The following is a 14,151-nucleotide window of genomic DNA, read 5'->3' on the forward strand; positions in this document are numbered from 1 at the left end:
ATGAAAATGAGACAATTTTTATCTGTTTTATGTTTTTTTCTAATAGCAAATATTATTGGATTTGCCCAGGAAGGAACGAATCAGTTTTCGGTGGACTTCGAAACTTTCACCCTTGAAAACGGACTAAAGGTGATACTGCACGAAGATAAATCAGACCCTGTCGTAGCAGTAGCTCTTACCGCTCACGTGGGTAGTGCCCGGGAAAAAGAAGGCAGAACAGGATTTGCACACTTATTTGAACATCTACTGTTTCTCGAATCTGAAAACCTTGGAAAAGGTGGACTGGATAAGCTCTCGGCAAGAATTGGTGGTAGCGGTGCCAATGGTTCTACAAGTCGTGATCGCACCAATTATTTCCAGACCGTACCAAAAGATGCTTTGGAAAAAATGATCTGGGCCGAAGCAGATAAACTGGGATACTTTATCAATACGGTTACAGAACCAGTTCTTGCCAAGGAAAAGCAGGTAGTTAAAAATGAAAAGCGCCAGGGAGTGGACAACCGGCCTTATGGACATACTTTTTATGTGATCGACAAAAACCTGTATCCTAAAGATCATCCCTACAACTGGCAGGTGATAGGAAGTCTTGATGATCTGCAAAACGCCACTCTGCAGGATGTAAAGGATTTTTATAACAAGTGGTATACTCCCAATAATGTTACCCTAACCATCGCAGGTGATTTTGATAAAGATCAGGCCAGGGAATGGGTGCACAAATACTTTGATGAGATCCCACGTGGAGAGAAGATCGAAGAACAGGAAAAGCAGCTTGTTAGTCTCAAAAAAACTAAAAAAGTCTACCACGAAGACAATTTTGCCAAACTGCCTGAGCTTACACTCGCCTGGCCTTCAGTATACTCTTACCATCATGATAGTTTTGCATTGGAGATATTGACCAGCTACCTGGCTGATGGTAAAAATGCTCCTTTGTACAAGAAAATTGTGGAAGATGCCAAACTTTCTGGTAATGTTAGCATGTTCAATTACACTTCTGAACTTTCGGGACAGTTAATGCTTCAGGTTCGGGCTTATGATGGAAAGGACCTTGACTCTGTTCAGGCTGTGATCCAGGAAGGACTTGCCGAATTCGATAAAAATGGCATTCCGCAGAAAGACCTTAAGAGAATTAAAGCCGGTTTAGAGACAAATTTCTACAACTCCATTTCAAGTGTTCTTGGAAAAGGTTTTCAATTAGCACAGTATGATATTTTTGCAAATGATCCCAATTTCATCAACAAAGAGATCGAAAAATTACTGGCGGTTTCTTCGGAAGATGTCCTGAGAGTCTTCAGAAAATATATAAAAGATCAGCATTATGTTGCCACCAGTTTTGTTCCAAAAAATCAATTGGATCTTGCCCTGGAAAATTCAGAAAAAGCTGAAGTTGTAGAAGAAAAGATCGTGGAAGGAGCTGAAGAAGACTTCGATGCATCACAGTCTGTAGATTATCCAAAAACAGCCTCTAGCTTTGATCGAACAATCGAACCTCCATATTCAGCAAAACCTGAACTGGTAATTCCGGAGATCTGGAAAACGACGATGCCAAGCGGACTAAAAGTGATGGGCATTACTAATAAAGAAGTACCACTTGTACAGTTTAGTCTTGAAATTAAAAGCGGACAGTTACTGGAAACAAAAGAAAAAGCAGGAGTAGCAAATCTACTGGCCAACTTGATGAATCGTGGTACCGCTAAAAAAACTCCGGCAGAGCTAGAGGAAGCAATAGAACTATTGGGAGCGCGTATTTATGTAAGTTCTTCGGAAGAAAAAATTAGTATCACCGGAAATACACTGGCAAAGAATTATGCCGAGACGATGAAACTTGTGGATGAGATGCTGCTTCAACCACGTTGGGATGAGTCAGAGTTCGAACTTATTAAACAACAGACCCTTAGCAGGATCAAACAGCAGGAAGGAGATCCTAACAATATTGCTTCGAATGAATTTCGAAAATTGGTGTATGGTGAAAACAGTATACTTTCCATGAATGAAATGGGAACTACAGAAAGTGTGGAGAATATCACGCTGAGCGATCTTAAAGCTTATTATTCTGAAAATCTTTCACCTCTTAACGCTACCTATCTCGTAGTAGGTGATCTGAATCTCGAAAAGGCGAAGAATTCACTAAAAGCAATTTCAGCTTCCTGGCCTCCTAAAACTGTAGATTTCCCGGAGATTCCAGAATTCGAAGCACCGGAAAAATCTCTAATCTATTTTTATGATGTGCCGGGTGCAAAACAATCTGTTCTTACGTTCGGTGCTCCAGCATTAAGCGCTAGTGATAAAGACTTTTATGCAGCAGAGGTGATGAATTACAGACTTGGTGGTGGAAGTTTCGCATCCAGGCTTACCCAGGAACTTAGAGAAGGAAAAGGTTACACCTATGGAATTCGTTCCAGGTTCGAGGATAGATCCTACATTGGGCCATTCCTTATTTCCAGCGGTGTTCGATCCAATATAACTTATGAGGCTACTGAATTGGTTCGGGACATTCTTAAAGATTATGCCGATACTTTTACTCAGGATGATCTTGAGGTCACCAAAAGTTTTATGACTAAAAGCAGCACCAGGAAATTTGAAACTCTGGGCGCAAAACTAAACATGCTTAAAGAGATTAGCGATTATGGTTATAATGATGATTATGTTGCAGAACAGCAGCAGCAGGTAGAGGAAATGACGGTGATGGATATTCAGGAGCTGGCGAAGAAATATATTGATCCTGATAAAATGTATTTCCTTATTGTTGGTGATGCCGAAACTCAGTTCGAAAAACTGAAGAATCTTGGATATGGTGATCCGGTATTGCTTAACAAGGAAGAATAGCAATAAATAATATGAGATTTTTAGAAAAGGCAGGAACTAGAGTTCCTGCTTTTTTTATGGTAATCGTCAAGAATTTTAGAATAGCAGCACATGGAGTTATCTATAGCAAAATATCTGCCGATGGTCTTTAGTTCTTCTTTGCTTTTAGATCGGAGGGATAATTAAGTATAACTATCACTATTTTTAACACTGAAAACGATCCTTAATTGCCTTGCTTCAGCTTGGTCTTTTAATCATAGTGAAGAAGTCTGATTACCAAATCTTGCTCTAAGCTTCGCTATATCTTCTTCAGAATAACCCTTAAGAGAAGCCATAGTACCCTGCGCATTTTGAGCTTTGATGATAAAATTCTCCCGAGTTACTGTGACATTAATAAGGCTACTTAACTTAAAAGAATAAAATTTTCCGAAATTTTCCTGGTAATTTAGAACAGTATCATTCCACTCTATATATTCACCTTTTTTCTGTCCATAACGGTGGTTCTGATAGAAATAAAGCAAGCCAATGATGAGATATCCAAAACTCATAAAATAATTGAAAGTACTGTCTTCCGCTGAAAGTATTTGCGAGAACAGGTAAAAAATGCTCATCAAAATCCAGAAAGCACCAAATAATATGAAATGGTTTCTTCTAAAAAAATTTAGTTTTCTGGTGATACGATGCATTAAGCAGAGTGTTTTAGATTGGCGAATTCAGGATAGGCAGATCTTAATTTCGCGATATCGGTTTGTGAAAATTCTCTAATCTCGAAATAAATACCATCCGCAGGCCCAGACTTAATAAGCAGGTTTTCTTCACTAATTATAAAGTCATCCACCGCTGTCCATGGATATGATTTCTTTCCATTGATTTGGTCCTGAAGCACGATCTTCTTGTTGTCCCACTTTATAAATTCTTTCCTATTCTCTCTTCGGAAATAACCAACTACAACGGCTATAATTCCTAATGGTAAATAAGAAAGATAAAATGAATCACCTATACTGAAGTATGCTGCGATACCCATAAGGACATAGAAACCACCAAGAAAATATGGCATATTCCCTCTAAGAAAATGTGGAGTTTTCTCTATTTTATTCAAATCTAGGTTTTTAAATTAGACTGTACGGATCTTAAGTTCTTTACGAACAGGCTTCCTGGTTTCTACATTGATAGGCTTACCGTAAAGATCAAAGTCGGCAGCATCTGTAATTTCAACTTCGTAAAAATCACCGGTCTTTAGATAAACTGTCGTAGCATCGATTAAAACCTCATTATCAACATCTGGTGAATCTGCCTCGGTCCTACCAATAAAGTAATTACCTTCTTTTCTGTCTATGATGACCTTAAAAACCTTTCCTATCTTTTGCTGATTAAGCTCCCAGGAGATCTGAGACTGTATTTCCATGATCTCGTTTGCACGTTCCTGCTTTACTTCCTGTGGAACATCATCTACAAGATTAAATGCATGTGTATTTTCTTCGTGAGAATAAGTAAAACATCCAAGTCTTTCAAAACGCATTTCTTTAACCCATTCTTTTAATTCCTGGAAGTTCGCTTCAGTTTCACCTGGATAACCAACAATAAGAGTAGTTCTAATCGCCATTTCTGGAACAGTTGCTCTGAACTTCTTAAGCAAATTAGTGGTTTTTTCATGAGTGGTTCCTCGTCGCATAGACTTCAGAAGATCATCATTAATATGTTGTAGAGGAATATCAAGATAATTACAAACCTTAGATTCCCTGTTCATTACATCGAGAACGTCCATTGGGAATCCCGTAGGAAAAGCATAATGCAAACGAATCCATTCAATGCCTTCTACCTTTACCAGATTTTCCAGCAATTCTGCGAGGTTTCTTTTCTTATATAGATCCAGACCATAATAGGTAAGATCCTGAGCAATCAAAATAAGTTCTTTGACTCCGTTCGCAGCGAGTTTCTCTGCCTCTATCACAAGGTTTTCGATTGGTGTCGACTTATGTCCACCACGCATTAATGGAATAGCACAAAAAGAACATGGTCTGTCACAACCTTCAGCAATCTTTAGGTATGCGTAATTTTTTGGAGTAGTTGTTAGACGCTCACCAATAAGTTCATGCTTATAATCGGCTTCCAGAGCTGAAAGCAATCCTGGTAGTTCAGTAGTTCCAAAATATTGATCCACATCTGGAATTTCCTTTTGAAGATCTGGCTTGTAACGCTCACTTAAACAACCGGTTACAAACACTTTGTCTACAGAGCCTTCCTGCTTTTTCTCAACGAATTCAAGAATTGTATTAACCGACTGTTCCTTTGCGTTATCAATAAAACCACAGGTATTGATCACTACGATATTACCTTCGCCTTCATGAACCACATCTTTATCATTCGCCTGAAGCTGCCCCATCAAAACTTCTGAATCATATACGTTCTTGCTACAACCCAGAGTTACTACATTAATCCTGTTCTTTTTAAGCGATTTCGTCCTCATAATATATTGCTTTCTAAATGCTTAAGAATTCTGAATCCAAAAATCTAAGCGGGTGCAAAGATAAGGTGTAAAATTTATACACCTAATTTTAAGCTGAATAAACTAATTGGTATTAATTCAGGTTTGTATAGGTCGCGATTGGTAACCTAAACTTTCTGTAAAGATTTCAAGTAGAAAAAAGTCTCTAGTGCATTAGTTATGAAAAGCGCTCTTGCAACTGAAGCATCCACTCTACTTCATAATAACGAACAATACTTATCAAAATAACCCCAGCGATCACATATGCCCAGTGATACCTATTATATTTTACCATATAACCGCCAACCAGTCCAAAAACTAAATATGGTAGAGACAGAATTAAATTCGGGATCACCCATGCACCCTGAAACATTGAAATGACTTTCATCACAACGAAAAAGATGCTGTAAAAAAATATGATTTTGGAAATCAGGACCAGGTATCTGTCTGCTTTTTCACTCATTGTAATCCTTCGGTGTTTTTCTACGTTTGGAAGTCTTTTCAAATGCGTATGCAAATTCCAGCAATTGCTTTTCTGAAAAAGGTTCACTGATGAAGGTTAATCCCATTGGTTGATTCTCTGAAGTATAACCCATAGGAACCGTTATCGCTGGATATTTTGCTACCGCAGCATAACCAGCATGATAATTATTAATAGATATGATCGCATCCAGATCATGCTCTTTCATCGGTTTGCTCAGGAATCGCGTACCGTTGATTTTCAAAGTATCCTTGATCGCTGCAAATTCCTCAGTACTGGCTGAATCCTTTAGGATTCCCACAAATAAAGCCTGTCCGTAAGGAGCTATTTTTACTGAATCCATGGCATTGTAATCCACAACATCCTGAACATTTTGGAAATCAACTTCTCCACCATATTTCTGAAAATACTCTGGAAGGTCATTTTGCATATCCAGGTTCAGTAATCTTAAGAAATTTGGAAGATCAATTTCTTCCACTTCATACTCAATAATAGTCGCGCCGGCTTTTTGAAGATCGGCCACTGCCCTCACGTATAAAGAATCTGATTTTAAACTTTTGATCACTCCAAATCGTTTTCCTTTAACAGTGGAATTTTTTAGATCCTTAAAGAGGTTAGAAGGTTGTTTTGCTGTGGAAGAAGCAGGATCTTCTGAATCAACTCCGGTCATAGCAGAAAGCAAGATCGCGTTATCGATCACAGACCGGGTCATAGGACCTGGAGTATCCAAAGTGCTTGAAATAGGTACAATTCCGCCTCGGCTTAATAAGCCAATAGTTGGTTTCAATCCTACGATCGAATTTGAACTTGATGGTGATAAGATAGAACCGGAAGTTTCAGATCCTACTGCTACGGGAGCAAGATTCGCGGCTACTGCCACTCCACTTCCAGAACTTGATCCGCCGGTATCATGAATTTTTCTACCATATGGATTCAGAGTTTGTCCTCCAACTGCCGAATATCCACTTGGACATTCACCACAAAAGAAATAAGCCCATTCACTTAGATTGGCCTTGCCTAGTATAAGTGCACCATTCTTTTTAAGTCGCTCCACTATAAATGCATCACCTGTTTGATTTCCTCTTAAGGCTTCAGCACCGGCTGTAGTTGGCATAGCATTGGTATTGATATTATCCTTCAGTAATACCGGAATCCCGTAAATAGGATGATTGTTGGTTGAGTTTTTAAGTTGTTCATCTTTTTTTCTTGCTTCAGCAATAAGATCAGGATTCAGAGAAATCACGGAATTAAGAGAAAGCTCGTTTTCGCGGTCATATTCTCTGATTCTGGTTAAGTAAAATAATGATAGCTCTTCGTAAGTAAGTTTTCCGGAAGCGATAGATTCCTGAATTTCCGGAATGGACTTTTCGAAAACCAAAGCTTTTACTTCCTCATAAACTTCGGAAGTAAATTCATCTAAATCTTTCTCAAATGGCACCCATAAACTGTCTGCCGTAATAAATTCTGAATCCAGTACTTTAAATTCTCGCTCTTCCGAAGAAACCGAAGTAGAATCTTGTTCAGTTTGAATTGCTTCTGAATTTTCTGGATCATTTTTACAGGAAGTCAGCAGAATTGCCAGCACGAAAAGAAGAAATAATTGTTTCATTATTTAAAGAATGAGTCCACGAATTCATATTTATTAAAAACCTGTAAATCCTCTACTCTTTCCCCTACGCCAATATATTTTACAGGAATCTGAAATTGATCACTAATCCCAATCACCACACCACCTTTTGCCGTACCGTCCAGTTTGGTAACAGCAAGCGAAGTTACTTCTGTGGCCGCAGTAAACTGCTTAGCCTGCTCAAAAGCATTCTGCCCGGTAGAACCATCCAACACCAGCATCACTTCATGAGGTGCTTCTGGAATGGTTTTTTGCATTACTCTTTTGATCTTGGTAAGTTCCTTCATCAGGTTCACCTTGTTGTGCAATCTTCCGGCAGTATCAATAAGAACCACATCTGCACCTAACTTTACAGCACTTTGCACCGTATCAAAAGCAACAGAAGCGGGATCGCTTCCCATTTTCTGCTTAATGATTGGTACATCTGTACGATCAGCCCAGATTTGTAACTGATCAATCGCAGCGGCGCGAAAAGTATCTGCCGCTCCTAGTACTACCTTTTTACCTGAATTTTTAAACTGATTGGCAAGTTTCCCGATCGTGGTGGTTTTACCAACACCGTTTACACCAACCACCATTATGACGTATGGCTTTTTCCCTTCAGGAAGGCTAATGTCTGAACCTTCACCCTTATTGGTTTCAGATAGTAATGCCGCGATCTCTTCCCGTAGAATTTTATTTAGTTCATCTGTACCGAGGTATTTATCCCTGGCGACGCGCTCTTCAATCCTATTAATGATCTTAATGGTGGTAGCAACTCCCACATCGCTACTTACAAGTACGTTTTCCAGATCATCCAAAACCTCTTCATCAACTTTGGTTTTTCCGGCAACTGCCTTGCTCATTTTATCAAAAAAACTGGCTTTGGATTTTTCCAGTCCCTTGTCAAGGTTTTCTTTTTTCTCTTTAGAAAATATCTTTTTAAATAAACTCATTATATTCTGGCAGGTTAATATGTAAAAGAAGCCATTCGGCCCCTTTTTTACGGCAATAAAGATACATAAAAAGAAAAAGCCGTCCAGAATAAATCCAGGACGGCTTTTTATGATTATCTAAAATCGTTTGTGAACGATACTTACTTCTTCAAGAAGTCGTTAACGTCTTCCGGAGCCATGATTTGTTCTACAAATGTGTAGGCACCGGTTTTCTCCGATTTAACCATTTTTATTGCTTTGGTTAATCTTTTAGATCCTGTTTGAATAGATGCTACTGATTTCTTTGCCATGACTCAATTATTTAATTTCTTTATGAACCGTCATTTTCTTAAGAATAGGATTGAATTTCTTCAACTCCATTCTATCCGGTGTATTCTTCTTATTTTTTGTAGTAATATATCTTGAAGTACCTGGTTGTCCAGTTGCTTTATGCTCTGTACACTCTAGAATTACCTGAACTCTGTTACCTTTCTTTGCCATTGTGAAATATTTTTAGGTGCTGCTTGGGATTATTTCTGAAGAAATCCTTTTGCTTTAGCTTCCTTAATTACGGCAGAAATGCCTTTTTTATTGATATCTTTTAATGCAGATGTACACACTTTCAAAGTGATCCATCTATCTTCTTCAGGAAGGAAAAAACGTTTTTTAACCAGATTGGCGTTAAATTTACGTTTAGTCTTGTTCATGGCGTGAGAAACATTATTCCCAACCATTGCTTTTTTCCCGGTAAGTTCACAAACTCTTGACATTGCTCTATACTTTTCTCGTTATTTCAAAACAGGCTGCAAATTAACGATTTTTTTACCTAACAGACAACAAAATGAAAAAAAATATTTTACCCTGAAAATATTCTTCTCGAATCGCCGTTAAGTACCGCCATTAAGCCTGAGCGGATGCAAAAATACATTTTTTTAATGATAATGATCAAAGGATCAAATACCAATTTTTAAAAAAGTTTAAGATATTAGATTGAGTCTCAATCTGTAGACTGAAGTTTTAGTAGTTGTTCCAGTAAGATCTGTAAGCTTTTGTTCACTGTTTTACCTATCACCTTCTCCCGGTGATTGCTAAACATAAATTCAAAAGCAAGTGTTTCCCCGGGAGTTGCCAGTCCAATAAAAACAGTACCGACTTCTGCTTCGCTATCACCTTTTTCAGGTCCGGCATTACCGGTAGTAGACACCGCAATATCTGTATTAAATTTTTTACGAGCGCCTTCAGCCATAGCTTTGGCAACTTCAGCACTTACTACAGACTTTTCTTTTATTAGCTTTTCCGGAACCTCCAGTAGATCAATTTTAGATTGGGTCGCATAACATACCACGCTTCCTTTAAAAGTCTTCGAGGACCCTGGCGCTTCTGTAAATCTGGAAGCCAGTCGACCCCCTGTACAACTTTCCGCAGTAGAAAGCGTCCAGTTGTCTTTTTCAAGCAACTTTGCAATGACCATTTCCACTGGATCATCATCTTCAAAACCATACATGATCTCCCCAATAAGCTTACGCAACTCAATGATCTGTTCATCAATGGCGTCTTCAAGCTCCCTATGATCTGTTCCTCGTGCACTAAGTCTGAGCCTCACTCTGCCAAGATTAGGCAAATAAGCAAGCTTAATATGCGCAGGTAATTGATCCTCCCAGGCTTCTATACGCTCGGCGATCGCGCTTTCTCCAAGTCCCAGGGTAATAACAGTTTTATGCAGAATAACGGGTCTGGAAAATTCGGAAATTATTCGCGGGATGATCTCGTGCTCCATGAGTCCGCGCATTTCATATGGCACGCCCGGCATAGATACAAATACCTGATCACCTTTTTTAAACCACATTCCTGATGCGGTTCCATATTCGTTATGTAATGCAATAGCTTTTGATGGCAACATCGCCTGCTCCCGGTTAAGGTCTGAAATTGGAGTGTCTATATATTTCTCAAAAAGTTCTTCAATATGATGGAGAACCTTTTCATTTTTTACAAGCGTATCATCGAAGAATTCGCAAAGACATTTCTTGGTAATATCATCTTTAGTAGGGCCTAACCCACCAGTTATGATGATGATATCTGCCCTGGAAGAAGCCTCCTCCAAGGTTTTCAATATATGTTCACGATCATCCTGAATAGAAGTGATCTGGTGAACGCTTACCCCAATTTTATTCAGTTGCTTGGAAATATAAACCGAGTTTGTATCCACTATCTGTCCAATAAGGATCTCATCACCAATGGTTACGATTTCAGCTTTCATCCTAGATTAAAATCTCTTTTCAAAGCTTCTGAAGCTACATCCACTTTTTTAGTGATAATTTCTGAAGCTTGCGGCACCTCAGCCTTTCTTTGACCATGCTTAGACCAGGCTTCAATAACTTTAATCTGCTCCATTAGGTTTAGACCAAACATTTGAAGGTTCGGTTTCATTTTATGAGCGTACTGATAAGCCAGTGAAGGATTATCATTATCAATGGCTTCATTCATCGCAGCAACGTCTGGCGGAATTTCCTCAAGGAACGTCTGGACTACTATTAATAAAAATTCTTCATCGCCGCCAGCCATTTCCTTAACGTCGTCAAGATTGTAATTACTCATTCAAAACTATTTTACTTTGATAGAAAACATTTGTTGATCTTCCAGGTAACCCACTAATCTGTCGTCTGTAGCGACTTTTCCTACTCCGGCAGGTGTTCCCGTAAAGATGATATCACCAATTTTGAGGGTGAAATACGACGAAATATAAGCAATTAATTCATCAATTTTCCAAAGCATATGAGCGGTTGATGAAGATTGTACTACTGCTTCATTTTTTTCGAGCCTGAAATTGAGTGCATCTACCGCAGGTAGTTCCTCTTTTTGCAACCACTTGTCTGAAATCACAGCAGCACCATCAAAAGCTTTGGATTTCTCCCAGGGCAGTCCTTTTTCTTTAAGTTTATTCTGAAGATCCCTGGCCGTGAAGTCAATTCCCAGTCCTATTTCGTCATAATATTTGTGTGCAAATTTCTCCTGAATATGCTTACCTATTTTTTTGATCTTCACTAAAACCTCTACTTCGTAATGGATATCATTTGAAAAGTCTGGGATAAAAAAAGGCTGCTTTTTCAATAAGATCGAGGTATCAGGCTTTTGAAATAACACAGGTTCCTCTGGCTTCTCATTTTTCAATTCTGAAATATGATCTGTATAATTTCTGCCTACACAAATAATTTTCATGCTAATTGGTGATTATAAGGTTCATTGCCGGTACCGGCATTTTCATTTTTTTCCATTCTCCTCTACTTAGGTAGTAAACCGGATCTTTTGATTCCACAGCTTTGAATGTAGGACCGTACTTTTTAAAATCCTTATACTTACCATTTTCAAGAAGCAATTTAGTGGTTCTTATATAGTTCTGATTAATCTGCAAGCCTTCCACCCCTATCAGAAACCCATTCCCTGGTATAAGAATTCTTTCATCCTCTAAGTCTATACGAACTTTTGACCCAGGTCTCCCTGTAAGAGTAATATTATCAATGAGATCATATCCTGGTTCTGCATCTTCAGTAAGACTCATGATCCGGATCCGGAAAATATAATCACGCTTGACACTACCAATACCTTTAAAAAGAAAGATTTCTGCGGATTTGAGGTAAGCAGCTTCATCTTTTAGTTCTAAAGGCTTAGCAAAATAGCGCAAGAACATTCGAGCTCCTTCATCGTCGCCTGAATTTGAAATTCCTAACCTATCTTTAGATTTTGAGGCTTTTATTTTAATGGTTTTATCCTGTAAAGGAGCCTGGACAACTACTTCGTTTAGCTGTTCCTTATTTCGGGAAAGAAAGATAGTATCCAACTGTTTCTTGACATAGGTGATATCTTTTGAATCGTAACCCACATACCCAAACCGAAGATTCTGACCTGCATTAGGTTCCTTAAGCTGAAAATATCCATTTTCATTGCTAGTGGTCCCCTGACTGGTATTCAATACATAGATATTGACAAACGACAAAGGTTCTTTGGTAACAGAATCGGCCATTACTCCATCAATCATCTCATTTTGAGCATTTGAAGAAATAGCTATAATTAAAAATGCAATGAACATATAATACCTCATCATACTAATCGGTGATTTTGATTCTAAATTCGGGCATTACATATTTCCCTTCCCTGTCATTATAGGTGATGTCCCAGGTTCTAATATCAACCCAGCCTCCGGGTTCGAAAAAATAAATTTTGAAGTTGGATTCTTCAGGAGCGAAAACACCTTTATAGACTGGTCCATAACGCTTATTTCTATAATCTTCAGCTACAAGTTCATTATTGATATAGTAATCCTTGACTTCGAAATACTCATTCTCCTTTATGAATAAATGCTCAAGACCTATATAAAAACCTCCCTCGGGAATCTGAATTTTCTGATCAAGCAATTCGACATCAACCTTATTTTTACCTACTGGTTTGGTGACAACGATGTCCTGGGTGATATCTTTCCCGGGAAGTCCGTTTTCGTCTACATTATACAAATGAATACGGAATTTCGGATTCAAGCCTTTTTGTTCTTCCGTAGCATAAAAATAAACCGTGATCTCTATCAAAAAAGCGGCTCCCTCAAACTTATCAGGTTTTGGGTAATAACGCGCTATGGTGGAAGGATAAAGCGCTGCGTTCATAATTCCTATCCCAACGGTCTCAAAGCGCCAATCAGGCCTGTAAGTAAACGATCTATTATGTCTAACTGGTGTAATCATTACCTCGCCCAAACCTTCGGTAAGTGCATTCATGGGTACTAACCTCTGTTTTTCCAAATCAGAGATTTTCAGTAATTCCGGCTCATAACCAACATGGGTAAATATGAGCACTTCACTTTTCAGGCCGTCTGCAACATTAAATGCAAACATACCCTGTTCATCTGTGCTGGTGCCAAGCCTGTAATCCTGAAACATGATATGAGCGTATGGCAAGGCCCTATTAGTAGCTCTATCGATTACTCTTCCAGTTATCCTGGAATTTTGAGCTACACTAAAAGCGGTAGTAAAGAAAAGGATTAAGAGAAAAACGGAGGCTTTCAATCAGGATAGTTTGGTGTTTAGCTTTCTCAATTTAATGGCCGTAAGTACTTTCTTAGTGTAAAGTGGGAAATCTGCATTTTGCATCCAGCCAAAATATCCAGGTTCATCCTCAAGCACCTGTTCTACCTGCTTTCCGCGATACTTCCCAAAAGAAAACACTTCTCTTCCCTTTTTATCAAAACTTATGAATCCGGCGAAATCTGCAAATTTCTTTCGAGAACTAAAGTCTGCCAGCCATTTCATATCGTTTTCAAGATCATTGTATCGATCCAGTTGTGATTTTAAAACTTCGTATGTCGCTTCGGTATCTGCTTCTGCTCCATGTGCACCTTCAAGTTCTTTTCCACAGTAAAACTGGTAAGCCGCAGATAATGTACGCTGTTCTTTTTTATGAAAGATCGTTTGAACATCTACGGCAACGACATTCTTCATCTCGAAATCAATTCCCGCACGAAGCAATTCCTCAGCGAGTAATGGAATATCGAATCTATTGGAGTTATAGCCGGCAAGGTCACAGCCTTTGATAAGATCATGAACTTTCGTTGCCAGTTGTTGGAAGGTTGGCTCATTCGCCACCTTTTCATTATCAATGCCATGAATTGCGATCACCTCTTTAGGAATTTCACACTCGGGATTTACCAGCCAGGTATAGCTTTCTTTATTACCGTTTGGGTAGACTTTGAGCACTGCCATTTCCACAATACGGTCTTTAGAAATATTGGTTCCCGTAGTTTCAAGGTCAAAAAAGCAAATAGGTCTGGTAAGTTTAAGCTCCATGAGAAATGATTTAT

At 38.7% G+C, this 14,151-nt stretch carries 16 protein-coding genes; 1 reads left to right on the top strand and 15 read right to left on the bottom strand.

The window, feature by feature from the left end; genetic code table 11:
• Positions 1 to 6 precede the first annotated feature (6 nt).
• Positions 7 to 2,823, top strand: coding sequence for a pitrilysin family protein (locus QZ620_RS02475; protein WP_295178826.1), 2,817 nt, complete (start codon positions 7 to 9; stop codon positions 2,821 to 2,823).
• 233 nt (positions 2,824 to 3,056) lie between these two features.
• Here the strand turns inward: QZ620_RS02475 and QZ620_RS02480 are convergent, their stop codons facing one another.
• The 15 genes from QZ620_RS02480 to QZ620_RS02550 all read right to left on the bottom strand — a co-directional run bounded on the left by QZ620_RS02480 (position 3,057) and on the right by QZ620_RS02550 (position 14,137).
• Positions 3,057 to 3,488 carry a hypothetical protein gene (locus tag QZ620_RS02480; protein WP_295178759.1) on the bottom strand — a complete coding sequence of 144 codons (432 nt, stop codon included), beginning with the start codon at positions 3,486 to 3,488 and terminating at the stop codon, positions 3,057 to 3,059.
• Positions 3,488 to 3,901 (bottom strand): hypothetical protein, encoded by a 414-nt coding sequence (locus QZ620_RS02485; protein ID WP_295178761.1) that lies wholly within the window; start codon positions 3,899 to 3,901, stop codon positions 3,488 to 3,490. Before QZ620_RS02485 ends, QZ620_RS02480 begins: the two co-directional genes overlap by 1 nt.
• A gap of 15 nt (positions 3,902 to 3,916) precedes the next feature.
• Positions 3,917 to 5,269: a 30S ribosomal protein S12 methylthiotransferase RimO gene (gene rimO, locus QZ620_RS02490; RefSeq protein WP_295178763.1), complete on the bottom strand. Its 1,353-nt coding sequence runs from the start codon at positions 5,267 to 5,269 to the stop codon at positions 3,917 to 3,919.
• A gap of 196 nt (positions 5,270 to 5,465) precedes the next feature.
• Positions 5,466 to 5,750 carry a hypothetical protein gene (locus tag QZ620_RS02495; RefSeq protein ID WP_295178765.1) on the bottom strand — a complete coding sequence of 95 codons (285 nt, stop codon included), beginning with the start codon at positions 5,748 to 5,750 and terminating at the stop codon, positions 5,466 to 5,468.
• On the bottom strand, positions 5,743 to 7,377 hold the full coding sequence (locus tag QZ620_RS02500) for an amidase family protein (protein WP_295178766.1): 1,635 nt from the start codon (positions 7,375 to 7,377) through the stop codon (positions 5,743 to 5,745). The genes QZ620_RS02495 and QZ620_RS02500 overlap by 8 nt, the downstream gene beginning before the upstream one ends.
• Positions 7,377 to 8,330, bottom strand: coding sequence for a signal recognition particle-docking protein FtsY (ftsY, locus tag QZ620_RS02505; protein WP_141877210.1), 954 nt, complete (start codon positions 8,328 to 8,330; stop codon positions 7,377 to 7,379). Before ftsY ends, QZ620_RS02500 begins: the two co-directional genes overlap by 1 nt.
• A 140-nt stretch (positions 8,331 to 8,470) precedes the next feature.
• The gene (locus QZ620_RS02510; protein ID WP_084509775.1) at positions 8,471 to 8,620 is read right to left on the bottom strand and encodes a DUF4295 domain-containing protein; all 150 of its coding nucleotides are present in this window, start codon (positions 8,618 to 8,620) and stop codon (positions 8,471 to 8,473) included.
• A gap of 7 nt (positions 8,621 to 8,627) precedes the next feature.
• Positions 8,628 to 8,810: a 50S ribosomal protein L33 gene (rpmG, locus tag QZ620_RS02515; protein ID WP_057480125.1), complete on the bottom strand. Its 183-nt coding sequence runs from the start codon at positions 8,808 to 8,810 to the stop codon at positions 8,628 to 8,630.
• A gap of 29 nt (positions 8,811 to 8,839) precedes the next feature.
• Positions 8,840 to 9,079, bottom strand: a complete 240-nt coding sequence (rpmB, locus tag QZ620_RS02520; RefSeq protein WP_026915534.1) for a 50S ribosomal protein L28 — start codon at positions 9,077 to 9,079, stop codon at positions 8,840 to 8,842.
• A gap of 227 nt (positions 9,080 to 9,306) precedes the next feature.
• Positions 9,307 to 10,566 (bottom strand): competence/damage-inducible protein A, encoded by a 1,260-nt coding sequence (locus QZ620_RS02525; RefSeq protein WP_295178779.1) that lies wholly within the window; start codon positions 10,564 to 10,566, stop codon positions 9,307 to 9,309.
• A complete protein-coding gene (locus QZ620_RS02530; protein WP_295178781.1) occupies positions 10,563 to 10,904 on the bottom strand; it encodes an Hpt domain-containing protein in 342 nt (113 codons plus the stop codon). Before QZ620_RS02530 ends, QZ620_RS02525 begins: the two co-directional genes overlap by 4 nt.
• A gap of 6 nt (positions 10,905 to 10,910) precedes the next feature.
• The gene (locus QZ620_RS02535) at positions 10,911 to 11,525 is read right to left on the bottom strand and encodes a fumarylacetoacetate hydrolase family protein (protein WP_295178783.1); all 615 of its coding nucleotides are present in this window, start codon (positions 11,523 to 11,525) and stop codon (positions 10,911 to 10,913) included.
• A gap of 1 nt (position 11,526) precedes the next feature.
• Positions 11,527 to 12,408 carry a carboxypeptidase-like regulatory domain-containing protein gene (locus QZ620_RS02540; protein WP_295178785.1) on the bottom strand — a complete coding sequence of 294 codons (882 nt, stop codon included), beginning with the start codon at positions 12,406 to 12,408 and terminating at the stop codon, positions 11,527 to 11,529.
• 1 nt (position 12,409) lies between these two features.
• Positions 12,410 to 13,360 carry a carboxypeptidase-like regulatory domain-containing protein gene (locus QZ620_RS02545; RefSeq protein WP_295178787.1) on the bottom strand — a complete coding sequence of 317 codons (951 nt, stop codon included), beginning with the start codon at positions 13,358 to 13,360 and terminating at the stop codon, positions 12,410 to 12,412.
• Positions 13,361 to 14,137, bottom strand: coding sequence for a 3'-5' exonuclease (locus QZ620_RS02550; RefSeq protein WP_295178789.1), 777 nt, complete (start codon positions 14,135 to 14,137; stop codon positions 13,361 to 13,363). It lies immediately after the preceding gene.
• Positions 14,138 to 14,151 lie beyond the last annotated feature (14 nt).

The organism is uncultured Christiangramia sp., from assembly GCF_913046405.1.
Classification (GTDB): Bacteria; Bacteroidota; Bacteroidia; order Flavobacteriales; family Flavobacteriaceae; genus Christiangramia; species Christiangramia marina.